At 68.2% G+C, this 26,369-nt stretch carries 10 protein-coding genes; 4 read left to right on the forward strand and 6 right to left on the reverse strand.

Translation table 11 applies throughout. From position 1 onward, the window contains the following. Positions 1 to 3 precede the first annotated feature (3 nt). The 3 genes from ACWEWT_RS11710 to ACWEWT_RS11720 all read right to left on the reverse strand — a co-directional run bounded on the left by ACWEWT_RS11710 (position 4) and on the right by ACWEWT_RS11720 (position 18,820). Entirely contained in the window at positions 4 to 666 is a 663-nt protein-coding gene (locus ACWEWT_RS11710) for a DUF6875 domain-containing protein (RefSeq protein ID WP_452558292.1), read from the reverse strand. Continuing rightward, positions 663 to 17,882 carry an amino acid adenylation domain-containing protein gene (locus tag ACWEWT_RS11715; protein WP_452558293.1) on the reverse strand — a complete coding sequence of 5,740 codons (17,220 nt, stop codon included), beginning with the start codon at positions 17,880 to 17,882 and terminating at the stop codon, positions 663 to 665. Before ACWEWT_RS11715 ends, ACWEWT_RS11710 begins: the two co-directional genes overlap by 4 nt. Before the next feature lie 509 nt (positions 17,883 to 18,391). Further along, entirely contained in the window at positions 18,392 to 18,820 is a 429-nt protein-coding gene (locus tag ACWEWT_RS11720) for a helix-turn-helix domain-containing protein (RefSeq protein ID WP_452558376.1), read from the reverse strand. Positions 18,821 to 19,154: 334 nt separating this feature from the next. Here ACWEWT_RS11720 and ACWEWT_RS11725 point away from each other — a divergent pair, with 334 nt between their 5' ends. From ACWEWT_RS11725 to ACWEWT_RS11735, 3 genes are all read left to right on the forward strand, one after another. Beyond that, entirely contained in the window at positions 19,155 to 19,529 is a 375-nt protein-coding gene (locus ACWEWT_RS11725; protein WP_452558294.1) for a hypothetical protein, read from the forward strand. A 106-nt stretch (positions 19,530 to 19,635) separates the two neighbouring features. After that, on the forward strand, positions 19,636 to 20,880 hold the full coding sequence (locus tag ACWEWT_RS11730; RefSeq protein WP_452558295.1) for an FAD-dependent monooxygenase: 1,245 nt from the start codon (positions 19,636 to 19,638) through the stop codon (positions 20,878 to 20,880). A 188-nt stretch (positions 20,881 to 21,068) separates the two neighbouring features. Beyond that, positions 21,069 to 22,538 (forward strand): class I adenylate-forming enzyme family protein, encoded by a 1,470-nt coding sequence (locus tag ACWEWT_RS11735; protein ID WP_452558296.1) that lies wholly within the window; start codon positions 21,069 to 21,071, stop codon positions 22,536 to 22,538. On the opposite strand, the gene ACWEWT_RS11740 is transcribed toward ACWEWT_RS11735, so the two are convergent. Then, positions 22,526 to 22,780, reverse strand: a complete 255-nt coding sequence (locus ACWEWT_RS11740; RefSeq protein WP_452558297.1) for an acyl carrier protein — start codon at positions 22,778 to 22,780, stop codon at positions 22,526 to 22,528. The genes ACWEWT_RS11735 and ACWEWT_RS11740 overlap by 13 nt on opposite strands. Before the next feature lie 77 nt (positions 22,781 to 22,857). Between ACWEWT_RS11740 and ACWEWT_RS11745 the strand changes: the two genes are divergently transcribed. Further along, the gene (locus tag ACWEWT_RS11745; RefSeq protein ID WP_452558298.1) at positions 22,858 to 24,138 is read left to right on the forward strand and encodes a phthiocerol/phthiodiolone dimycocerosyl transferase family protein; all 1,281 of its coding nucleotides are present in this window, start codon (positions 22,858 to 22,860) and stop codon (positions 24,136 to 24,138) included. A gap of 30 nt (positions 24,139 to 24,168) precedes the next feature. Here the strand turns inward: ACWEWT_RS11745 and ACWEWT_RS11750 are convergent, their stop codons facing one another. Both ACWEWT_RS11750 and ACWEWT_RS11755 read right to left on the reverse strand, forming a co-directional pair. Further along, positions 24,169 to 25,452: a cytochrome P450 gene (locus ACWEWT_RS11750; protein WP_452558299.1), complete on the reverse strand. Its 1,284-nt coding sequence runs from the start codon at positions 25,450 to 25,452 to the stop codon at positions 24,169 to 24,171. A gap of 207 nt (positions 25,453 to 25,659) precedes the next feature. Continuing rightward, positions 25,660 to 26,001: a hypothetical protein gene (locus tag ACWEWT_RS11755; protein WP_452558300.1), complete on the reverse strand. Its 342-nt coding sequence runs from the start codon at positions 25,999 to 26,001 to the stop codon at positions 25,660 to 25,662. Positions 26,002 to 26,369 lie beyond the last annotated feature (368 nt).

Consider the following 26,369-nt stretch of genomic DNA (forward strand, 5'->3'; position numbering starts at 1 on the left):
TTCTTACGCGCCGTCGGCGCTGTGCGCGAGTTCGTCGGCCATGGCGGTGGTGATGACCTCGGGTATCGCCGGGGCGAAGATCTTGAGGTAGGCGTCTATCCAGTCGGGGCGAGTTTTGAGGAAGGGGAAATCGGTGGGGACCATATGGCGGACGGCGAGCAGCGGCAGCGGCGAATCGAGAGCCGGAAAGTCGGGGTTGTGCAGCCCGGAGACGGTACAACCCGGATAGAACTGGCCGAGCATCAGGCCGTGTTCCACGAACCGGGATTTCTGATCGCGTTGCACGGCTTCGATGCCGCCGTACTCGGTGAGATCGGGAAAGACCGCGAGTACGGCTTTGAAACCGGAATCGGGCGGGTCCTGGGGCGGCAGGGCGGGGTACAGGTCGTAGAGGTCGTCGACGACGTCGGCTATCCGCTCGACCTCGAAATGTCGACCGGCCAGGAATGCGGCCCACAGGAACCGGCGGTTGACGGCGTGGCTCATATAGGGGCAGACGGGGCCGTGGCGGCCGAGATCCGGATGGGACCGGCACAGGTACTCGGTTGTCCACTGTCGTAGTTCGGCGGCGATCGGATGCTCGGTGACACCACTCACCGGATCGGCAGCGAACAGGTTGACCGGCTCGATGCCGGAACGGGTACCTACAGCGGGGTCGGTGGTCATGATCGGGTTTCCCTTGCTGGAGTCGGGGTCTCCGACGCAGGAGTCGGGGTGGAGCGGAAGTGTTCGGTGAGGACGAGTCCGATTGCGCGCAGTGCGTCGGGGGCGGTCATCCGGTCGTGCCGGGCGGAAATATGGTGCTCGGCGATACGACCCGTGATGTGGTCGGCCCATTCGAGAGCCGGAGAGGAGCCGGTGTCTTCGTTGTCTTCGTCGCCCGGGGCGGCGCTGAAGTAGATCAGGTCACCGTCGAACGGCGCCGGCCGGTGGTTCCAGGTGAGGTCGACGAGCCGGGTGTAGTCGCGGTGCAGGACCTCGAGATGCTCCGGGGTCAGGGCTGCGCCGAGTCCGTCGTACCGGGCCGGTGGATCGGCCACGGCGGCCAGGGCGGGCTCGGCGGAGTCCTCGGGAACAGGAAGGCCCGTGACCTCGGCGAGCATCTCCCCGATGGTGGGTGTGGGAGCCCGGACGCTGTCGGCGGTGACGACCCGGGTGTCCATCATGGCCAGCGTGGCGACGCGGTCACCGTCCCGGCGGAGCTGGACGGCGATCGCGTGGGCGATGGTGCCGCCGAGCGAGTAACCGAGCAGATGGTACGGACCGCGCGGCTGGACGGAGCGGATCTCCTGTACGTAGCGGGCGGCGAGTTCGTCCAGGGTGGCGAACCGGGTGTCGGGTTCGGTGAATACCGGGGATTGCAGCCCGTGGACGGGACGGTCGGGGTCGAGGTGCTGCACGAGTCCGCTGAAACACCACGCCAGGCCGATGGCCGGGTGCACACAGAACAGCGGTGGACTGCCGCCGGTGGCACGTAGCGCGAGCAGGACCGAGAGTCCGTCACCGGATTCCGGTTCGTCGAGGCCGCGGCGGCGGGTCTCGATGCGGCGGGCCAGCGCCTGCGGCGTCGGATCGGTGAAGATCCACTGGACCGGGACGTCGAAACCGGTCGATTCGCGCAGTCGGACCACCAGTCGGGCAGCGGCCAGCGAGTTACCGCCGAGCGTGAAGAAGCCGTCATCGATACCGGCTCGTTCGATATCCAGCGTATCGGCGAAGGCCGTGCAGACCGTGGCCTCGAGCGGAGTGGACGGCGACCGGAACGGGACGGACGGCCGGCCCGGCACGGGCAGTGCCCGGTAGTCGAGTTTGCCACTGGCGGTGAGCGGGATCCGGTCGAGAGCGACGAGGCCGGTCGGGATCATCTGGGTGGGAAGCCGGGCAGCGAGGTGGGTGGTCAGCGCGGGGGTGTCGAGCGTGGCGCCGGGTTCGAGCACCACATAGCCGACGAGCTGGTCGGTACCATCGGGGCGGGTGCGGACCGTGACGGCGGCCTGGGCGACGTCGGTATGGCCGCGGAGCGCGGCCTCGACCTCGCCGGGTTCGATGCGGTTGCCCCCGATCTCGATCTGCAGGTCGTTGCGGCCGCGGTAGTGCAGTGTCCGGTCGGTGGTCCAGGAGACCAGGTCGCCGGTGCGGTACATCCGGGTCCCGGGCGGCCCGTACGGGTCCGGCACGAACCGGGTTCCGGTGGTGGCGGGTTGCCGGTGGTAACCACGGGCCAGACCCGGCCCGGACAGGTACAGTTCGCCGACCACTCCTGGTGGGACGGGGCGCAATCCGCGGTCGAGTACGACGGCGGTGAACCCACGCACCGGACCACCGATCGTCATCGGACCGTCCGGAGCTGTGGTCAGCGCGGCGGCGGCGCAGCTCATGATCGTGGTTTCGGTGGCCCCGTAGCTGTTGATCACCGTACGACCCGGTGCCCATCGGGCGACCAGATCCGGTGGGCAGGTCTCGCCGCCGAGAATCACTGTGCCGAGCGTGCCGACGGTGCCCGGGTCCAGGGAGGCGAGGACTGTCGGTGTGAGAGCCGCATGGGTGACGTGTCCGGCCGCGATCGTTTCGGCCAGTTCGGCGCCCGCGAGCACCGCGGCGGGCGCGAGCACCGCGGTGGCTCCCGCGGCCGCGGCGCCGAGCCATTCGAGGATCGAGACATCGAAGCTCGGCGAGGCGGCGGCGAGTACCCGGGCGGCCGCGGTGAGACCGAAGCGTTCCCGCTCCTCGGCGGCCAGGTTCGCGATCCCGGTATGGGTGACGACCACCCCTTTGGGGGTCCCGGTGGAGCCCGAGGTGTAGACCAGGTACGCCGGGTGCTCGGGCCGTAGCGCCGTGGTGCGCTCGGCGTCGGTGACGGCGACGGCGGATGCCGCTGCCGCCTGCGCGGCGAAGGCGGGGCGGTCGAGGACGAGCCATTCGATGTTCTCCGGCAGCCGGTCTCGGCAGGCGTCGAGCGCCAACCCGGTGGCGGCACCGGAATCGGCGAGAATTCGCGCGATCCGGTCGCGCGGGTGCGCGGGGTCGATCTGCACGAACGCGGCGCCGGTTTTCGCGACCGCCCATACGGCGACTACGGCGTCGAGGGAACGCGGTAATGCGAGGGCCACCATCGATTCCGGTCCGATCCCGGTATCGATGAGAACCCGCGCCCACCGGTTCGAGGTCGCGTCGAGTTCGCGGTAGGACAGGCCGACACCGTCGCACACCACCGCTTCGGTGTCGGGGGTCATGGCAGCGGTCAGCACCTGCGGTAGCACCGAAGTCACGACGCCGGGCCGACCGCGAGCGGGTACCAGTGCGGTGTGCTCCTCCGGTGACAGCAGGGTGAGGTGCCCGAGCGGGCGATCGATATCGTCGACGAAGGCGTCGAGTACTCGCCGTACCCGGTCGGCGAGGGCCTCGATCCGGGAGCGGGTGAACAACGAGGGCAGGTACTCGAAGGTCAGGTGCAGGCCGGCCTCGTGATGGATGATCAGGCCGAGCGGATAGTGCGCGGCGTCGCGTCCGTGCACGTCCAGGACGTGCATCCCGGCGATATCGAGGGATTCGGACAGCCCGGCCCGATCGACCGGGTAGGACTCGAAGACGGTCACCGTGTCGAACATCGCGCCCGGCCCGACCGTGTTCTGGATCTGCGCGAGGCCGAGGTGGTGCTGGTCGAGCAATGCGGTCTGTTCGCTTCGGATCTGCCGTGACAACCCGGCGAGGGTTTCCCGGCGATCGAGACGGACCCGGACGGGCACCGTGTTGACGAACAGTCCGATCATCGATTCGATACCGGGGATCTGTGCCGGGCGACCGGAGACGGTGGCGCCGAAAACGACATCGTCGCGGCCGGTCTCGGTGGCGAGCACAATCGCCCAGGCGGCCTGGAAGAGGGTATTGAGTGTGATCTCCTGCCGGTTGGCGGTCGCGACCAACTCCGCGGTACGTTCCTCGCTCAGCGGTAGATCAACCTCGCGCGCGCCGACGGCGAGCCGACGACCGCGGTCCGCGGGCGCCAGGAGGGTGGGCTCGGTGGTGCCCGAAAGTGCCCGCGCCCATGCCACTTCCGCCGCGTGCTGGTCCTGCGTTCGCAGCCACGTCAAGTAGTCGCGGTAAGGGCGGACGGGGGCCGGCGCCGCGGAATCGCCGTCGCCGGCGTAGAGCATCAGTAGTTCCCGGATCAGCAGGGGTGTGGACCACCCGTCGATCAGGATGTGATGCATGCTCAACACCAGCCGGTACCGCTGGGGACCGGTGCTGATCAGGGTGACGCGGAGCAGCGGCGCCGATCCGGTGTCGAAGCCGGCCCGGCGGTCGGCATCCATGATCTGTTCGAGTGCGGCCGCGGGCTCGTCATCGTCGGCCGAGTCGATCCGGGTGAACGGCACCTCGACGTGCCGGTGCACCACCTGGAGCGGTTCCCCGGCACCGTCGCGCACGAATGCGGTCCGTAGGTTCGGATGCCGCCCGACGAGAGTCCCGGCGGCACGGCGCAGCCGGTCGGCGTCGACGTCCCCGCCCAGTTCCAGGCAGAGTTGCACCACATAGGCATCGAGATCGCCGGCGGCGAGCTCGGCGTGGAACAGCAGTCCCTGCTGTAGCGGTGTGAGCGGCCAGATATCGTCCAGTCCCGGTTGCCGGGCCTCGAGCCGGTCGATCGCGGCCTGGTCGAGATCCACCAGATCCAGGTCGGAGGGAGTCAGCCCACCGACCCCGGGTCGGGCCGCGTGGACGGCCAGCGCGGTCACGGCGTCGCGCCACCGGTCCATGAGGTCGGTGACCTCGGCCGAGGTGAGCAGTCCGGTCGGGTAGTCCGCGACGGCGGTGAGTGTCGGTCCGTCGGGTGTATCGGTGGTGACGGCGTTGATGCCCAGCACGGCCGCGACGGGCGCGTCCGGGTTCTGCACCCCGCCCGCCGAGAGAGTGTCGCCGGCCGGCATCCACCCGGCGTCGCGCGCGGCCGCGGGCAGGATGTCGAACCGGCCGAGATAGTTGAAACTCACCTGCGGGGTGGGCAGCGCGCTCAGGACGCGGGCGGTGGCGGGGTCGAGATAGCGCAGCAGCCCGTAGCCGATTCCGTGTCCGGGTACCTGCCGGAGTTGTTCCTTGACGGTTTTGACAGCCGTCCCGGCGGCCGGCCCGGCGGCGAACGCGTCGTCGATATCGGTACCGGACAGGTCGAGCCGGACGGGATAGGTGGTCGTGAACCAGCCGACGGTGCGCGTCAGGTCGGCACCGGGCAGGACGGTGTCGTGCCGGCCGTGGCTTTCGACGGTGAGCAGGGTCTCGGAACCGGTTTCGCCGCGGTCGCGGCGCCACCGCGTCAACGCCAGCGCGAGCCCCGCGACGAGGGCGTCGTCCACATTGGCGTGGAATGCCCGGGGCAGGGTGGTGAGTACGTCGCGGGTCACCGCGGTGGACAACGTAACCGTGACTGCGGCGGCGGTGGCCTGCACGTCCACATCCCGGTCGAGCGGACGGGAGCCGATCGGTGGATCGTCGGCGGCGAGGGTGGACCGCCAGAGTTCCAGTTCGTCGTGGCTCTCGGCGGCGGTCTGCAACGCAGCCGACCAGCGGCGCATCGACGTACCGACGGGCGCGAGCCGAGGCCGGTGCCCGGCACTGACCTGAGCCCATGCGGAGGCGAGATCGGGCACGAGAATCTGCCACGACACACCGTCGACCACCAGATGGTGTGCGACCACGAGCAGCCGGCCCGGCTGTCCGGACCACTCGAACCAGACCAGTTGCAGCACGATTCCCGCGTCGGGGTCGAGGCGTTCGGCCGCCGCGTTCGCCTCGGAATCGGCGATCGCGGCGAACGCGGCACTGTCCGGCGCCACGTCCACCGGCACATGCCGGATCAGTCCGGCGGCCGACATCGAGGTCGGCTGCACCCGTAACCCCCGGCCCGACGGATGCCCGGGGTCCGGAACCAGCCGGGCCCGCAGCATGTCGTGGTGATCGATCACCGCCTGGACGGTGGCACCGATACCCGCGATATCGATACCGTACGGCAGTGTCAGCAGCACCCATTGGCAGAAGCGGTCGAAACTACCGCGCTCGAACATCCAGCACATGATCGGTGTCAGCGGTACCGGCCCCATCCCGCCGCCGGGGAGTTCCGCCGGCCGGGCGGCCACCGCCGAACCCTCGTCGCGCACCGCGATCCGGGCCAGCCCGGCGACTGTTTTGTGGTCGAACACCTCGCTGGTGGAGAACAGCACCCCCGCCGCTCTCGCCCTGGTCACCAGCTGGATCGACATGATGCTGTCCCCACCGAGCGCGAAGAACGAATCGTCCGGCCCGACCTCGTCGATTCCCAGCACCTCCGCGAACAATCCCGCCAGCGTTTTCTCCACCTCGGTCGCCGGCGCCCGGAAATCGGCTCGGCCCGTGGCGAACTCGGGTTCGGGCAGCGCGGTGCGGTCGAGTTTGCCGTTCGCGGTCACCGGCAGCGCGTCGAGCACCACCACCTTCGCCGGCACCGTAGCCGGAGCCAGTTGCGCTTCGGCGTGTGCCAGGACCGTGGCCGGGTCGACGTCCGCGCCGGGCCGGGGCACCACGTAACCGATCAACCGGCCGCCGGTCGCGGTGTCCGGGTGCACGGCCGCCGCCGCGGCGGCGACACCGGGAGCGGCCCCGAGCACCGATTCGACCTCGCCGAGTTCGATGCGGACACCATGGACCTTGACCTGGGAATCCACCCGTCCCACATACTCCAGCGCCGGAGTGCCGTGCGGTGACCGCAACCAGCGCACCAGATCCCCGGTCCGATACATCCGCTGTCCCGGTCCGGCGAAGGGATCGGCGACGAACCGCGACCCCGTCAGACCCGCCCGGTCGTGGTAGCCGCGAGCCAGAGCCGGACCCGCGAGATACAACTCACCGACCACCCCGACCGGCACCGGCCGCAACCGTGCGTCGAGGACGACCTGCCCTACCCCGCGGATCGGCCCGCCGATCGTCACCGCCGCTCCGGCCACCATCGGCCCACTGGCATCGGTCTCGATCGTGGCCTCGGCCGGGCCGTAGGTATTGGACATCGTCCGGCCCGGTGCCCATCGCGACACCAGCTCGGGTGGGGGTACCTCGCCGCCCAGCACGATATTCGCGAGGTCGTCCAGCCCGGCCGGATCCATCGTCGCCAGGACCGTGGGTGTCAGCGCGGCATGGGTCACCCGCTCCCGCGCGAGGATCTCCGCCAGTTCGGTGCCGCCGCGGACGGCCGGCGGCGCTATCACGAGCCGGCCGCCCGACGCGAACGCGCACAGCTGTTCCAGGACGGCCGCGTCGAAACTCGGCGAAGAGATATGCAGCACCCGGGCGCCCGGACCGACCGCGAATCGCGCGCGTTGTTCGGCCACCACATTCGCCAGGCCCCGATGTGACACCACCACACCCTTCGGGGCACCCGTCGAGCCGGATGTGTAGATCACATACGCCGCCTGGTCGACGCGCACCGGCCGTGTTCGCTGCGCGTCGGTCACCGGCGTCGCCGGCAGTTCCGCGATCTGCGCCGCGACGGCAGGCTCGTCGAGCACCGCCCACCGCACCGTCCCGGGCAGCCGGTCCCGCCAGTGCGACAGCGTGATTCCCGCTGCCACACCGGAATCGGTGAGGATATGCGCGACCCGGTCGGCCGGGTAGGTCGGATCCACCGGTACGAACGCTGCCCCCGACTTGGCCACCGCCCATACCGCCAGCACCGACTCGACCGACCGGGGCAACCCCACCGCGACGCCGGTCTCCGGTCCGGCGCCCCGGCCGATCAGCAACCGCGCCAACCGATTCGATTCCGCATCGAGCTCGCCGTAGGTCCACCGGCGCTGCCCGCACACCACCGCGACCGCATCCGGATCCTGCCCCGCCGCCAGCAGTTCCGGCAGTACCCGCTCCGGCGCGGCCGGAGCACCCGCCACCCGCGTCAACTCCCGGTACTCGGCCGGCGAGAGCAGCTCCAGCCGGGCCAGCGGCAGATCCGGGTCGGCGGCGATGAGGTCCAGCACCCGCAGGACCCGGTGCAGCGTCGCCGCCATCACGTCGCGGTCGAACAGTTCGGGCAGGTATTTGATCCGGAGGTGCAATCGCGTATCGATATGCGCGACCACCCCCAGCGGATAGTGGGCGGCGTCGATACCGGTCACGCCGGCCACCCGCACCCCGGCGATCTCGGTCTCCGCGGTCAGCCCGCCCCGATCGACCGGGTAGGACTCGAACACCGTCATCGTGTCGAACACCGCACCCGGGCCCGCGATCTTCTCGATCTCGGCCAGACCCACCTGGTGGTGATCGAGCAGGGCGGTCTGCTCCGCCTGGACCCGGTCGAGCAGCTGACCCAGGCTCGCGGCGGGGTCGAGCCGGACCCGCACCGGCACCGTATTGACGAACAGGCCGATCATCGATTCGATACCCGGAATCTGTGCGGGACGTCCGGAAACCGTCGATCCGAACGTCACATCGTCGCGGGATGTCGCCGAACCCAGCACGATCGCCCAAGCCGTCTGCAGGATCGTGTTGAGAGTGACGCCCCTCGCTTGGGCGAGCTCGGTCAGTGCCGCGGTCCGTTCCTCGGTCAGATCGCCGAGCACATCCCGGGACCGGGTGTATCGCCGACCGGGATCGGCCGGCGCCAGCAGGGTCGGCTCGTCGGCGCCGTCGAATACGCGGCGCCAGACCTCGAGCGATGCGGCCCGATCCTGCCCGGCGAGCCATTCCAGGAAATCCCGATAGGGACCGGCCTCCGGCAGCGCCGCGACGTCACCGTCGGTCGCGTAGAGCACCACCAACTCGCGCAGGAGCAGCGGTAGCGACCAGCCGTCGAGCAGCAGATGGTGATTGGTCAGCACCAGCCGGAAGCGTTGCGGCCCGGTGGTGACCAGCATCCAGCGCAGCAGCGGGGCGCGCGCCGGGTCGAACCGGGTCGCCCGGTCCGCGGCCAGCAGCAGCTCCCACTCGCGTTCCCGGGCCTGCTCGTCGAGCCCGGACAGGTCGAGTTCCGTCCAGGGCGCCTCGACGCCTTCGTCGACCACCTGCACGGGCCCGGCATCGGCGACGAATGCGGTGCGCAGGTTCGCATGCCGGTCGAGCAGCAGCTGCCCGGCTCGGCGCAGCCGCCGCGGATCGACGGCCCCCCGGAGCTCGACGACCAGCTGCACCACGTAGGGGTCCGTCGATTCGTCCGCCATCAGGGCATGGAACAGCAGGCCCTCCTGCAACGGAGTCAACGGCCAGATATCGCTCGCTGCCGGATACCGGTCCTCGAGGCGTTCGAGCTGCGACTGTGTCGGCCGGACCAGATCCAGATCCGACGGCGTCCGCCCACCCACCCCGCCGCGCCGCGTAGCGGCCGCCAATGCGGTCAGCACCGCCCGCCACGAATGCGCCACCTCGCGTACCTCGTCGGCGGTGAGCACGCCGGTGGGATACGACCAGATCGCCCGCAAACGCGGCCGGCCCCCGTCGTCGACCGTGCGGGCGGTGATATCGAGCGCCGCGGTGACCGGCATATCCGGATTCTGCGCACGGGCGAGTTCGGCACCCGAGAAGTCGCCGCCGTCGTCCACCGGCAACCAGCCCGCCGCCGGCATTCCAGCGGGTATTCCCGTGGTGACGCGGCCGAGATAGTTGAACCCGATCTGCGGTGCCGGCCGGGTGCGCAGCACGGATCCGCTGTCCTCGTCGAGATACCGCAGCAGGCCGTAGCCGATCCCGTGGTCCGGGATCGCGCGCAGCTGTTCCTTGACGGATTTCACCGCGGCCCCCAGGGCCGGCCCGCCCGCGCACGCATCGTCGAGGTCGATATCGGAAAGATCCAGGCGCAATGGAAAACTCGTAGTGAACCAGCCGATCGTACGGGTCAGATCGGCGCCGGGTACCGCGGCCTCTTCGCGGCCGTGCCCCTCCAGGCCGATCACCACATCCGTGCGGAGCTCATCGTCGGTTCCGGTCCGCCGGGTACGCCGCCACTTCGTCAGCGTCAGGGCCAGGGCGGCCAGCAGCCCGTCGACCACACTGCCGTGGAATGCCGCGGGTACCTCGGTCGTCAACGCCTCGGTCACGTCGGGGGATACCTCGACCTCGACCGCGCGAACAGTGGCCGTCACGTCGATCGCGGGGTCGAGGGGCCGGGACCCGATCGCCGGATCGTCCCCGGCCGTCATCGCCTGCCACGATCGGAGTTCGGCGATCCGCTCGGACCCGTGGGCTGCCTCGGTCAGTCCGTGCGCCCACCGGCGCATCGACGTCCCGACCGGGGCGAGATCGGATGGCGCACCGGACCGGATCCGCGCCCAGGCGACGGCGAGATCGGGCACCAGCACCCGCCAGGACACGGCATCGATAGCCGAATGATGCACCAGCACCAGCAACCGGCCCGGCGCGGTGGCATCGACCGGATCGAACCAGACCACCTGCACCAGGACCCCGGCGCCCGGATCGAGCCGGCGCACGGCCGCATCCAGTTCCGCCGCGACCGACGCCCGGAAACCGGCACTGCCCGGCTCCTGCTCCGTCACGACCCGGTGGACGGCACCGTCGGATCGAATCGAGCCGACCGGCAACGCCTCCCAGGTCCAGCGGCGGTCGTCGGCGCGGTGCAACCGGGCGCGCAACATATCGTGCCGGTCGAGTACCGCCTGCACCGTATCCGCCAACTGCGGCCGATCGATACCGACCGGCAGACTCAGCAGCACGGCCTGCGAGAAACGATCGAATCCCGACTCCGCGTGTTCGAGAAGCCATCGCATATTCGGCGTCAGCGGTATCGGCCCGACCCCCGCGCCGGGCAATTCCGCGAGCGCCGGAATCTCCCCGGGACTGCCTGCCCGGACAGCGATCCGGGCCAGTCCGGCGACCGTCTTGCGCTCGAACACCTCACGCGCGGAGAACAACACCCCTGCCGCCCTGGCCCGGGTCACCAACTGGATCGACATGATGCTGTCTCCGCCGAGCGCGAAGAACGAATCGTCGAGACCGATATCGTCGGTACCCAGTACCTCGGCGAATGCCCGGGCGATACTGCGTTCGACCGGTGTCTCGGGTGCCCGGAACTCCGCACTGCCGGCGAAGACGGGTTCGGGGAGTGCCCTGCGGTCCAGTTTGCCCGTCGGTGTCAACGGGAAGTGGTCGAGCACCATGATCGTGGACGGGACCATATACGAGGGCAACCGGCCGCCCAGGTACCCGGTCAGAATCGAGACATCGATCGAACGATCCGGCGCCGGAACAACATACGACACCAGTGATACCGATCCGGTACTGCCGCGATGGCCGATGGTGGTGGAGAAGAGCACCGTTTCATGAGCGACGAGCAGGGCATCGATCTCGCCCGGTTCCACCCGGAGACCACGAATTTCGACCTGGAAGTCGGAACGGCCGAGATACTGGATCGCGCTGTCGGCGGTCCACCGGACCACGTCCCCGGTGCGGTACATCCGTTCGCCGGGTGCCCAGGGACAGGCGACGAAACGCGCGGCCGTCGACCCCGCCCGGGCACGATAACCACGAGCCAGCGGCGCACCGGCGATGTACAACTCCCCCGCGACCCCCACCGGCACCGGCTGCAATCGCTCGTCCAGAACCCATTCCGACACACCACGAATCGGACCACCGAGCGTCACCGGCTCCCCCGCTACCAGCGGCGCACTGTGATTGGTCGTGATCGTGCTCTCGGCCGGGCCGTATTCGTTGAACACGGCCCGGCCGTCGCACCAGTCCGCGACCAGGTCGGCGCCATAGGCCTCACCACCGACCACCATGTTTCGCAGTTCCGGTAGCGGCCAGCGGGTCCGGTCGATCGTGGACAACGGGGAGGGTGTGATGAGGACGAGGCCGATTCTCTCCCGGTCGAGCAGTTCGGCGAGTGCGTCACCGCCGTAGACGTCGGCGGGCGCCGGTACCAGGGTCGCGCCCGCACCCAGCGCCGACAGCAATTCCCCCACCGCGACATCGAAACCCGGCGCGGACAGCGACAGGACCCGGGTACCGGGTTCGATATGCATGGCAAACCGGCGCTCGTCCGCGCAATTACGCAGGCCGCGGTGGCTCACCACGACGGCTTTGGGTAACCCGGTCGACCCCGAGGTGTAGATGACGTAGGCGATATTGTCGACCCGTACGGGGCGGATCCGGTCCGCGTCGGAGATCGGCCGGTCGCTGCCGGCCGCATCGGGGAGGTCGAGTGTCAGCCATTCGATATCACCGGGTAGCCGCGCACGCACCGAGTGCACCGTCAGACCGAGCACCGCTCCCGAATCGGTCACCATATGGGTGATCCGGTCGGCGGGGTTCTCCGGGTCGATCGGCAGGAACGCGGCCCCGGTCCGGGCCACCGCCCACACCGCCAGAACAGAATCCGCGGAGCGCGGCATCGCCACCGCGACCACATCCTCGGGCCCCACGCCCCGCGCGATGAGCATCCGGGCCGCTCGGTTCGCCCGTCGATCGAGTTCACCGTAGGTCGTTCGCCTACCGTCGGACACGATCGCCGTCGCCTCGGGATCCCGGGTAACAGCGGCGGTCAGCAACTCGTCCAGAGTTACCGGAGGGGAGGTGTCGGCACCGGAGCGCGTCAGCAGATCGGCCCGCTCCGCGGGCTCCAGGATATCGATCGAACCCACCGCGACCGTAGGATCGGCGGCCACCGACTCCAAGATCCGGCGCCACCGGCGCATCAGCGAATCCACGGTGTCCGTGTCGAACAGATCGGTCGCGTACACCACCCGCACCGCCGAACCACCACTGCCGTTATCGGACAGCACAACCTGTAGATCGAACCGGGACACATCGTCGGGCAGATCGACCAGCGACACGTCCACCCCGGGCAGTTCCAGGTCGGCGGGCGCCAAGTTCTGGAACGCCAGCATCACCTGGAACAACGGATGCCGGGATTGGGATCGCGGCGGGCCGAGCTCGTCCACCACCTGCTCGAACGGCACGTCATCGTGTTCGAGAGCCGCCAGATCGGTCGTCCTGACGCGATCGAGGAATCCGGTGAACGATTCACCGCCCTCGACCCGAGTCCGCAGCACCACCGTATTGACGAACATGCCGACCACATCGTCGAGTTCGGCGGCGCCCCGACCGGCGACCGGTGTGCCGATCGCGATATCACCGGAACCACTCATCCGCGCGAGCAGTACCGCCAGCGCGGCGTGCACCACCATGAACACCGAGCAGTTGCGCTCCCGCGCGAGCTCTCCCAGCGCCGCGGCCGTTTCCGGCGCCAACTCGAACCGGTCGCTCCCACCCCGGTGCGAACCCACGACCGGACGCGGCCGATCGAACGGCAGCCGCAACTCTTCCGGCAGATCGGCGAGGGTTTCCCGCCAATACCCGAGCTGGCGGGCGCACAGTGATTCCGGATCGTCGGGAGAACCGAGGACCGCGCGCTGCCAGAGCGCGTAGTCCGCGAACTGGACCGGTAGCGGTGTCCAGGACGGAGCCTCGCCCCGCGCCCGGGCGGCGTACGCGATCGTCACATCCCGGGCCAGCGAAATCATCGAGAAACCGTCGGTGGCGATATGGTGGACCACCACCGACAGCACATATTCGGTGTCCTCGACACCCACCATGCGGAACAACCGGGCACGCACCGGCGGCCGGGCACGCACATCGAAGCCTTCGTGAACGAAATCGGTCAGCGCCGTGATCAACTGGTCCGGGCGAACCGGCACCGGGCTCACCTCTCCGTCCGGCTCGCCGGCGGGTTCCACGACCTGGACGATCGTGCCGTCGTGGTCCGGATACCGGGTGCGCAGGGACTCGTGCCTGCGCAGCACATCGGTGAGGGCCGATCGCAGGGCCGTGAGGTCGAGTTCGCCGCGCAACCGGAGGGCGATCGGCATGTTGTACGCCCCGGAACCGGTGTCGTACTGATTGAAGAACCACATCCGCTGCTGAGCGGGCGCCAACGGCACGAGATCGGGGCGGGGCCCGGCGACCAGCGGCGGGCGTCGCCGCCGCGCCCGCGCTCGTTGTTCGAGGCAGGTCGCTAGCGCGGCGACCTCCGGTGTCTCGAACAGCAACCGCACCGGAATATCGGTATCCAATGCCGTACCGAGTCGCGCGGCCACCCGGGTGGCGATCAAGCTGTCACCGCCGAGCGCGAAGAACGAATCGTCGAGACCGACGGCGTCGATACCCAGCACTTCGGCGAAGGCCTGCGCGATCGCGCGTTCGACCGGCGTTCCGGGCGCCCGGAACGGGGTGGTGTCGGTGGGTACGGGATCCGGTAGTGCGCCGCGGTCCAGTTTGCCGGCCGGTGTCAGCGGGATGCGCTCGAGCACCATGATCGAGGGCGGGACCATATAGGACGGCAGCCGGGCCCGCAGATATTCGCCGAGCATCGCGATATCGATCGAACGATCCGGTGCGGCGACGACGTACGACGCCAGCAGTACGGCGCCGGAGCTGCTGGAGTGGCCCACGGTGGTGGCGAATCCGACGGTTTCGTGCGCTGCCAGTACCGTATCGATCTCACCGAGTTCGATACGCAGACCACGTATCTTGACCTGGAAATCGGACCGCCCCAGATGCTGGATCGCGCCGTCGGCGGTCCAGCGGACCACGTCCCCGGTGCGGTACATCCGCTCGCCCGGCGCCCAGGGACAGGCGACGAAACGCGCGGCCGTCAGCCCCGCCCGCGCATGGTAACCGCGAGCCAGCAGCGCACCGGCGACATACAACTCCCCCGCGACGCCGACCGGCACGGGCTGCAACCGCTGATCCAGCACCCATTCCGCGGCACCACGAATCGGACCGCCGATCGTCACCGGCTGCCCCGGCGCCAGTGCGCGGTGATTGGTCATGATGGTGGTCTCGGTGGGCCCGTAGGCATTGACGAATTCACGGCCACCGGTCGCCCAGGACCGCACGAGCTCCGGTGAGCAGTCGTCGCCCGCGGCGACGACGACGCGCAAACTGTCGAGCCCGGCCGGATCGACCGATGCCAGCGCGGCCGGTGTCACCACCGCGTGGCTGACCCGCTCGCGGCGCAGCAGCTCCGCCAGCTCGACGCCACCGTAGGTACCGGGAATCGCGACAACCATCGTGGCGCCGGCGCCCACCGCGAGCAGCAGTTCCCAGACCGACGCGTCGAAGCTCGGCGACGCGAAATGCAGTGTCCGCGAATCCGGTTCCACCGCATAGCGTTCCCGCTGCTCGGCGCTCAGTGCGGCCAGTCCGGCATGGGTGACGGTCACGCCCTTCGGCACACCCGTGGAGCCCGAGGTGTAGATCACGTAGGCCGGATGCTGTGGTCGCAGCGGGATAGTGCGTTCGGAGTCGGTGATCGGCCGGGTGTCGAAGGTCCCGTCGAGGTTGCCGGGTATCAGCCATGCGATGGTGCCGGGTAATTGCTCACGCACCGATGCCACCGTCAGACCGAGCACCGCTCCGGAGTCGGTCGTCATATGGGTGATCCGTTCGGCGGGATAGGCCGGATCGATCGGCAGGAAGGCGGCCCCCGTTCTGGCCACCGCCCACCAGGCGAGCACAGATTCCGGCGAGCGTGGCATCGCCACCGCGACGATGTCTTCCGGTCCGACCCCCCGCTGGATCAGCATCCGGGCCAGCTGGTTGGCGCGACCGTCCAGTTCTCGGTAGCTCGTCCGCGCACCGTCGAACACGACCGCGGGCGCGTCCGGATCCCGGGTCGCCGCCGCGGTCAGCAACTCGTCGAGAGTGACGGGCGCGGGCGTGCGGGCGCCGGCCCGGGTCAGCAGATCAGCTCGTTCGGCGGGCTCGAGCACATCGATCGACCCCACCGCGCCCATCGGATCGGCGGCCACCGACTCCAGTATCCGAACCCATCGGCGCACCAGCGAATCGATGGTGCGCGCATCGAACAGATCCGTCGAGTAGGTGACGGTCACCGCCAACCCGGTATCGGCATCGTCGGAGACCACGAACCGCAGATCACACTGCGGCCCACCCGCGCGGAGGTCGGTCACCGCACCGAGCGAACCCCGATCGGCGCGCACCGGGTCCCGGAATTCCAGCATGACCTGGAACAATGGATTCGGCGACGGCGAGGGTTGCGGCGCGCACTCCGCCACCAGCTGCTCGAACGGCACATCGGCATGCTCGAAAGCCGCCGGATCGGACCGGCCGACCCGCTCGAGCAACCCGGTGAATGATTCACCGCTGTCGACCTCGGTCCGCAATACCGCCGTCTCGGCCGATACGCCGGCCCCGTCGGCACGTACGGCGCCGCCGCGCCCGGCTACCGGTGCGCCGATCGCGATATCACCGGAACCGCTCAACCGCGCGAGCAGGATCGCCAGCGCGGCGTGCAGCACCGTGAACAACGAGGAATCGTGCTCCCGCGCGAGTCTCTCCAGCCCCTCGGTCGGCCCCGCCCCCACTCCGAACCGGCGGCTGCCGCTCCGGTCCGATACCACCCGCGGCCGCGGTCGGTCGAACGGGAGATTCGACTCCGCCGGCAGGTCGGCCAACGTGTCCCGCCAAAAGGCCAGGCTCCGCCGCCGGTGGCGGACCCGAGCGGCGGCCTGTGCCGTCTCGGGGTGGATCTGCCCGAGGCCGGTATCCGGTGCCGCGGCGGCGAACGCGTCGAGCAGCTGCGCGAACCGGTCGTGATGCGCCGACAGTTCGGCGTGGGTATAGAGGTCGGGGTTGGCCATGAAGTGCAGGATCGTTCGCGGCGGATCGCCGGTCCGATAGAGATCGACCAGCAGATCCTCGACGGGCCCGGAGCTGAGAATATGGAATTCCCCGGTGACCGGCCCGAGCCGGATTTCCTGGGGGAAGTACATGACATTGACCATCGGGCCGGCGAAACGCCGCTGCCCGTCGGACCCGGCGGCGGCCCGAATATCGTAGAGGCCGCAGCGCTGATGCCGCAGTGCGCCGATGAGGTCGGACTGCACCCGCCGCACGAGCGTCGCGACCGTTTCCGCGGTGCCGAGCTCGATCGGGAACGGCGCCACATTCACGAATACTCCCCCGGACCGCCGCAGTACAGCGCTCGTCCGCCCCGACACAGGTATGTCGACCACGACGTCGTCGCGCCCGGTCATCCGGGCCAGATAGCATCCGAAGGCGGCGATCACCACCGCGGCCGGGCTGGTGTCCAATGCCTTCGCGCAGTGCTCGATCCGCGCCTCCGTCACCGCCGGCAGTTCCCCGATCGCGGCTACGCTGTCCGCGCACGCCGGTGCGTACCCGCGGGCGAGGCTGGATACCTCGTGGACGCCGGCGAGTCTGTTCAGCCAATAGGCGCGGTCGTCGGCGAATCTCTTCGATTCCCGATAGCTGCGGTCGGCCTCGTACAGGGTGCGCAGGTCCGCCGCCCGGTTCGGCACTGTCGGCTGCTCCGCCGCCGGGTCCTCCAAGGCGGCGGTGTACAGCGCCGCGATCCGGTTCACCATCGTCATCGCGGCGTAGCCGTCGGAGGCAATGTGATGAATCCTGTTGTACCACAGAGAATGACGATCCCCGACCTGGATGAGCGCCCCTGCGACCAACCGGTCCCGGCTCATATCCAGCGGTGCCGTGTACTCCTCGCGCATCCACCGCAGCCCCGCCGCCATGGGGTCTCGTGCGCCGCGCATATCGATAACCGGCCCCGCCGACTCCAGCGTCGGATCGAACAGCTGGTACGGCTCACCGTCGGCTTCCACGAGGCGTAGATACCCCGACTGGAATTCGAGGCCCACTCGAATGGACGTCCGCCGCAGCAACTCGATATCCAGTTCTCCGTGGAGTTCGATATACTGTGCCTCGGATATAGGCACATCGGGGTGCAATTGCTGCGCCAGCCAGAGCGCCCGCTGACCAGCCGACAACGGTACCGGCCGTGTCGCCGAAATCGGGGGTGTGCCAGTTTCATCCGAAACCGGGCCAGGGTGGGTATGCGGTCGCGGACTTGCCATCGCTCTCCTCCAGAGACGACCTCTCCTCGCTTCCCGACCGGATTTAGTCTAAGCCGAACGACTCGTCCGCGTATACCCCGAAAAACAAGATCTGTGCCGCGAATTTGCTTGGAAATTTATAAGAGCGATAGGCCTCTGTGCCACAGATTCCCAGCTGAGGCGATCGCGGCGCCGACCCATGGAGATCGATAGCATCAAACTTCCGGTTGGCGTAGCATTTTCATAAATTCGGCCCGGTTATTCTCATCGTTTTCCGACCGAGGAATGCGACATACCGGAGTTTTCCGGATACCCCACTGCAGCGTACGCGCGTGCGGATCGCACTCGATCATCCGGCACATACTCGGCCAACATTTGGATTTCATCGAGCATACGAAAACATCAAATTTTTCCGGTGCCGGATTTCAGGAAGATCGCGACCGGCGCCGGAGCACGCCAACGCCTCGGTAGCGCTCGCGCGATCCTGGTGATCCGCGCTCCGGCGTCGCGCATCCGGTGGATCTCGGTGGTCAGCGCGTCACCGTCGAACTCCTCGACCGGCCGCCCACGCCGACGAGCGCAACCACCGATCCGTCCCGCCCGAGCATCGGCGCCGCCACCGTGGCGACTCCGGGCAAATGCCCGGAGTCGCTCAGCGAGGAGCCGGCTTCCTCGATCGGTCGAGGTGTTCGACGAACTCGTCCACATCGGCGACGGCCCGGTCGGTGATCGCGGGCAGATCGGTCGTGATCCGCCGGGCATCTCCTCCGGCGCGATCCACCCTCTGCCCGGATCAGGGTAGGCATCAGGCGATACACGGTCGCCTTGTCCACCCCGCCGCGGGTGGTGAGGTCGTTCGGTGCCCGGGCGGGCCGGCCCGCAGCGAAGTGACCGAGCAGCGTGCACGCCTTCAGGAGCGCGCCCGCGCAGGGACTCCCGGCATGAGCGCCATCGGGCAGGGAGGAGAAATTGACCTGATGATCCCATGACCTGACCGAGGTCGCTCACACCACCGGGTGGCCGTCTCGGTGCGGTCGGTGGCGCGGCCGCGATCGATTGCTGCGATATCGTCCCGGGTTCTCTTCGCCCGCTTGCGAATAACGGCGGTGCGAGGAACCCGGACTGCATCTCTCGCGATCTTCGCCGTCGGCTCCCTCCACCGCGGAGTACGCGGGCATTGTCGGATCCGGGGCCATGGCAGGAATTCGGCGAATTCTAGATGAGTGAACGCGGTGCCTTCCATAGTTCGGCGCGTAGAATTCAAGCGGGTCGGGACAGTAACTGGAGCCCATCATGACGAGAAAGAATTCACACACGAAGTTCACCCGTTTGGCGGCCGCCGCCGGTATAGCCGCGATTGCCGCGGTTCCGATTGCCGCAGCCGCATCGCAAGCGTCTACCGCGCACGCAACGGCGCCCACGTCCACCAGCCAACGCGTCGACAAGCCCGGTGGGGGTAACGGCGGCGGCTGGGGCAACGGCGGCGGCTGGGGTCGCGGCGACGGCTGGGGCAACGGCGGCGGCTGGGGTCGCGGCGACGGCTGGGGCAACGGGGGCGGCTGGGGCTGGGGCAACGGCGGCGGCTGGGGCAACGGCGGCGGCTGGGGCAACGGCGGCGGCTGGAATTGGTGGAACCCATCCGGCTGGGGCGGTTGGGGTAGCTTCTAGCTCCGGTGGCCGTGCCCGGACGTGCACAGCGTGCAGGGCTCGGGCGCATCCGAGTATCGATCATATGAGGTGAGGTTCGACCAGCCGGGCTGGAGCTGGTGACAAGATGAAGATCGTCTGCGTCGGTGGCGGGCCGGCCGGGTTGTACTTCGCTATCTCGATGAAGCGTCGGGACCCGGCCCATGACATCACGGTGATCGACCGCGATCCGGCCGGGGCCACCTATGGCTGGGGGGTCGTGTATTGGGACGACCTGCTCGACATCCTGTATCGAAACGATCCGGAGAGCGCTCGGGCGGTGCGTGCCGGATCGGTCCTGTGGCGTGAACAGACAATCCATCTGGGCGACGATCGGATTGCCTATTTCGGGGGTTACGGATTCAGCATGGGGCGCGCGGCATTACTCGACGTCCTCTCCCGGCGGGCGAGCGATCTGGGCGTGGACGTCCGGCACGAGCGCGAGGTCCACGATCTGTCCGGATTCGACGACACCGATCTCATCGTCGCCTCCGACGGCGCGAACAGCCGGGTACGGCAGCTGGGTGATCATAGTTTCGGCACGTCCGTAACACTCGGCGAGAATCGATATATCTGGCTCGGCACCGACGAGGTCTTCACCCGATTCACCTTCGCCTTCGAACACACCTCCGCCGGCTGGATCTGGTTTCATGCCTACCCGTCGGTTGCCGGGAAGATCAGCACCTGCATCGTCGAGTGCCAACCGCATACCTGGCACGGACTGGGATTCGACTCCCTCGACCCCCCGGAGAACTTGCGCGTTCTGGAGAACATCTTCACGCGCGTGCTCGACGGTCACTCGTTGATCAGCAAGACACGAGGCGAGTTCGCGAAATGGAGCCGCTTTCCCGAGGTGACCAACAAGACCTGGTATCACGACAACGTCGTGTTGCTCGGCGATGCCGCGCACACGACGCATTTCACCATAGGTTCGGGTACCCGGTTGGCGATCGTCGACGCCGTCGCGCTCGCACAGAACCTGTACGAACGCGCCGAGATCGCCGACGCGCTGGAGAACTACGATACGCAGCGGCGCGCCGCGCTGCGCCCGATCCAGGCCGCCGCCCGTACCAGCATGACCTGGTTCGAACACGCCGACCGTTATCTCGACCGTAGCGCCGTACAGTTCGCCTACGCGATGGCGGCTCGGCACGGGCCACAGGTGCCGTGGCGATATCAGCTACACCTGCTCACCCAGGTGCCCGCCGTGCGCAGAGTCCGGGGTGGCGTGGACTCGGGACAGCGGTGGTGGCGGGCTGCCCGACGGGGAGAACTCGCGATACCCTTGCCGGACAATCGATCTCGGCCGGCGCTCCGGTACCGAGGGCGGTGACGGGTCCGCTGCCGTCCGACTCGGCATCACCCGCCGGGGACCGGATCGTATACGACCACCGGCGTGGAGATCGGCGCCGGCGAGGCCGAAGCGTCCCCTCGCCGGACGGGCGCGATGGCCGACGCCTTGTAGGTGCTGTGCGTCACTCCTATCGTTACGGGTGGAGGGGGCGACCCCGCGGAGTAGAGATGATCTACGACAATCTGCTCACGCTGACCGCGAAAGCACCGATCACCAGCGGCCTGCGGCAGGGCGACGCGTTCACGCCCTACGCCGCGCTCGTCGAGCGGATCGGCCGACTCGCCGCCGGCTTCATGGAACGCGGCATCGAGGCCGGCGCCCCCGTCGCGCTGCTGATTCCGAACTCGCCCGATCTCTTTGTCACCGCCCACGCGCTCTTCGCCATCGGCGCCATCGCGATGCCGCTGAGCGAGACAGCCACGCGATCCGAGCGCGCCACGCTCGCGGGACGGACCGGACCCGCGGCCGTCGTCTCGACTCCCGGCCTCGCCGATGCCGCCGAGTTGCTGATCGCCGACGCGGCCCCCGGCCTTCCCTTGTTCCTGACCGATGCCCTGCCCGAAGGAAGTGCCACCACTCGGCTGCCGGAACTGCCGGGCGGAACTCCGGCGCTCTACCTTTTCTCGTCCGGCTCCACCGGCTCGCCCAAGGTGGTGCCGCACACACATGCCGAACTCGTCGCCGACAGTGAACGGGCCAGCACCGCCTGGGACCTGCAGCCCGACGATATCGTCCTCGATATGCTGCCGGGCAACTTCGCGATGGGCTTCCTGCTCGGCGCGACGCAGGCAGTCGCCGGCGGAGCGACGACGCTCTACTGGAGCGATCCCATGCCGCTGGCGCTCTCACGCGGGAAGCTGCTCGACACCATGGTCGGCGAGCATGTCACCGTCATGGGTGCCGTTCCGGCGATGTACGAAATCGTCGCCGGGCAGAGCGGTAGTTTCGATCTAGTTCTGCGCCTGGCATTCTCGGGCGGCGCCGCCCTGAAGCGACCGGTCTTCGAAGCGGTTCGCCAACGCCTCGGTATCACGCTTCGCCAGGATTACGGATCCACCGAGGCGAGCATGTTCTCACACAACGACTCCCCCGATCCCGACTCGAGCTGGGACTCGGTGGGCAGGCCGGCGGGCGACGCGCGGGTCCGCATCGCTGCCTTCGATACCGAATTCGGCCCGTCCGTCGGGGAGATGGAAATCCGATCGTCCTCGCTCATGCGGGGCTATCTCGGCGATACCGTGGCCAACGCCGCGGCGTTCGACGAGGGCTGGTTCCGGACCGGCGATCTCGCGTCACTCGACGAGGAAGGCCGCATCTTCCTCCGTGGCCGCAGCAAACTGCTGATCGAGGTATCCGGCTACAAGATCGACCCCATCGAGGTGGAAGAGACGCTCATGAGCTCGCCTGCCGTCGCCGAAGCCGCAGTGGCGGGTCTCCCGGACCCGCGGATGGGTAATCGGCTGATCGCGTTCGTCGTCAAAGAGGCGGAAGTGTCGGCCGATGCGTTGATCCGCTTCACCCGGGAGAGGCTCTCGATTCAGAAGGTGCCCGCCGAGATCGCGTTCGTCGACGCGCTACCGCGCAGCCCGGCCGGCAAGGTGCTGCGCGCGCGGCTGGTAGAGACTCAGGCAGGCTGAGCCGCTCGCTGCGTGACATACGCCGCTATTTCCGCGGGCGATTCGAACAGTTCCGCCCGTATCTCCGTATCCGGAATGCTGATCTTGAATCTCTCCTCGAGAAACTGCACCAGTTTCACCAGACTGATGGAGTCCAGCAACCCGGCCTCGAGCAGTGGGGTATCGCGATGGACGGGAAATCCGCCCATTTCGGCCACCATTGCGGAGATATACTCGATTATCGGTTGTTCGATATCGTTCATCGGCTACGCCCCTTGTGTGGTCGGCATACCAGCCAATTTAATCGCGACCCGAAATCCCGAAAAGATGGGAGGGCGGCTTGGGTGAAACACGCCCGCTGGGCGAAAAGGAACAACTGCTCAACCATTTGCACACCCGGGGCGGGTTGATCGCCGCGCAGGTGTTGCACATACGCGGCCGCCTCGATCCCGCGCTGGTGGAACGCGCACTCGCCTGGCTGCAGACCCAGCACCCGATCCTGCGCACCCATATCCGTTACGGCAAGATCATCTGGCATCGCCAGCCGCCGTTCGCCCATCGCCTGCCCTGGTTCGACACCGAGGGCACCACGGCGATCCCCTTCGAGGTACTCGACGACACCGACCCGGACGCCTGGCGGAAGGTTCTCGCCTCCGGTATCCACACACCCATCCGGAAGGGCAACCATCCGCGCGTACGGATAACGCTGGTGCGGCAGTTGCCGGACGCCGTGAGCAATCACCTCGTCATCTGCGCCGACCATGCGACGCTCGACGCCCGATCCGCCAACATACTCGTTCGCGAACTTCTCGAATTCCTCGCGGATCCGGCCGCGACGGAGAAGAAACCGCCGGTCCGCACCGGCCTGCCCCCACCGATCGAAGCCGGCCCGCCCCATCGCGCTCGAACCGGCGGGAAGACCACCTATACGCCGGCCATCCGGCTACCCGCACAGCAGGTCCCCGACCCGAAAAAGGAAACGTGGGTACTGACACGTCACCTCGAACCAGGAACAACGGCAACGCTGGAGGGCGCCGTCAGAGCCCACCGAACGACGCTTCACGGTGCGGTAACGGCAGCATTCCTGCTCGCGGTGCGCGCGCGGTACCGGCTCGACGCCATGACCGTGTTGACCACCGTGGACCTCCGCCGCCTCAGTGGACTCGCGCTGCCGCCGGACACCTACGGCTGCTACGTCGACATCCTTCGGACCGAGCACCCGATCACCGACGACTTCTGGGCAACCGCCCGTGACGCCTCGTTCAAGCTGATCGCCGCGCTGGCCAAGGACCACGAGTCCGCCTCGATCATGAAGTTCCCCGGATGGGAGGTGTACCGGCACGAAGCCGGCCCGACGATCCGGCACCACCGGCGTATCGACGGACTCGCTGTCACCACGGTGGCCGAGTCCGGCCTTCGGACCGACTACGGCGCCTATACGCTCGAGGATGTCACCAGGATCGTTTCGCTCGACCTGCTCGGTCCGTCACTGTTCGTGATCGCTGTTCGGCAACTCGGCGGCCTCGACCTCAGCGTCGGGTACGCGGCGAATGCGATGAGCGAGGGTGAGGCCCGGTGGCTCACCGATGACGCGGTGGCCCGGCTCGGCAGTGCCGGATGAGAGTGCCGCGCAGCGCGTGCGCGTGCGCGGTCAGCCGGCAGTGAGTTCGGCGGGCATGGAGTGATAGGCATGCAGGTTCACGAGGTGGCGCGGGGTCGGCGGTCCGTCCAGACGCAGATCCGGGTATCGCTCGAAGAGGGTCCGCAGCGCGATGACGCCTTCCATACGGGCCAGCCGGAATCCCAGACAGCCGTGTATCCCGGTGCTGAACGCGAGGTGATCCGCGGCGTTGGTTCTGGTCACGTCGAACTGTCCGGGATCGGGGAACACGCCGGGATCGTAGTTCGCGCCCGCCAAGGACAGCAGAACCAGGGAATTCCGTTCGATGTGCTGATCGAGGATGTCGACATCGCGGTTGGCGATCCGGCCGGTCATCCGCACGGGACAGTCGTACCGCAGGATTTCCTCGATCGCGTCCGGCCACAGATCCGGCTCCGCCCTCAGCAGTGCCAGCTGATCGGGATGGCTTGTCAGCAGTGCGATTCCGTTGCCCAGCATGTTCACCGTTGTCAGGAATCCGGCGTCCAGCAGCAGGGCCGCGTTCGCCATCTGCTCGCGGCGGTCGAGTTCGCCGCTGGTCACCAGCACTGTGAGCAGGTCATCGGCCGGTTCGGCGGTGAGCTCGTCGATACGCCGGTCGAAGTACTTCTTCACCTCGGTCAGCTCTTCGACGGCGTGCCGATACGTGGTCCAGGGCAGAGCCCGGTCGACCAGGGGCGCGCTGCCGAAACCCCACTTCAGCATGGTCGGGTGCATATCGGCGGGGAATCCGAGAATATCGGCGATGATCGCGACGGGTACCTGTGCGGCGAAGTCGTCGATCAGGTCCGGTCGCGGCGTCGATTCCAGGCGATCGAGCAGTTCGTCGGTTACTTCGACGGCCCGCTGCTCCAACCTGCGGATCGCTTCCGGGCTGAACGCGTGCCCCACCAGACGTCGGTACCGGGTGTGTTCCGGCGGATCGGTCGCCAGCATCGAGGGCGGTTCCGTGAGGTCGGGAAGTCCCTGATCCGTTTCGGCCAGTATCCAGCGGATCGGCTTCGGAATGACGGGATGGTCGGGGGTGAGGACGCCGAAGCGTTTGTCTCGGAGAATGAGACGGCACAGTTCGTAGTCCGCGGTGACATAAGCTCCCGACAGTTTGGGCAGACGGCCCCGCCGCCGGATCTCCTCGATGAACGGGGACGCGCCGAGCAAACGATCCTGGCCGAAGATGATCTGTGCGAGAGGATCTCCCCGGCGCGCCGCCCACCGCAGATAGAACCGGGACAGGCCGTGCAGGAGCAGCCAGCGGATCCACGTGCGAATCAGCATCGTCACCTCCGTTCCCAGCATCACCACCATAATAGCTACCCGCTATGAAGGCGTGGCGCCGCTGGTTCGGTCGGACCGATCGCCGCGCGTTCATATGGGCGTCATCGAGCCACCAGACCGGCCGCAGCGACCGGCCGAAACGCACCGGCCCCGCACTGCCGCGCGGTGCGCCGTCGCTGCCCGGCGGCGCAGCATGCGGCTCCCGTTCTACTTGCTGCGCTGGACGGAACCGTAGAAACCTGCCGGATGGGCCCAGCCGCCCTGGCCCTGTTCGACGTGCGCGCACGTCCCGTCGACCGCGCGACCGCCCACCGCGGCGGCCATATTCGTCACCCAGGCGGTGCACTCCTCCCTGGTTCCGGCGACGCAGACGAATAGGTTGTGGTTGCCCATGTCGAACGACTGAGTCGCCAGGCAACTTCCGTTCCCCTCGCCCGCGCCCGACGCGGCCGCCGAGCCCGCCTGCACCGCAACCGCACCCAGACTCGTGGCGACAATGGCGGCGCCGGTCACTGCATTGATCCCCATCCGGATCTTCCAACTGGTCATTTCGATTCCCCGTACCGATCGGTCCTGGTCGAAGGCCAGCTCCTGGCCCCCCGATACCTTTGACGGGGGTGGCACCGAATCGGTTCCACGGATTCGGCCGTCCGGCAACCGACTTCGTCCACCCCTATCAGACAGCTACCCTGTGCCGTCCGCGGCACCCTCGCGGTCGGCCGCAGCCTCGCGCATCGAGACAGGCACAGCCCACAGCCGGCATGGTTGGTTGTGCCAATGAATTCCGGCGTCACTTGTCGACGAAGTCCGACATCGTAGGAAGCGGTGACGGTACGCACCCGGTGCTCGGGTTCGACGTCGCAGCGGACCGCGTTGTGTGGTCGGCAGATCCAGAGTTCTGGTGATCTTCTCGGGCA

The organism is Nocardia sp. NPDC003963 (assembly GCF_053605105.1).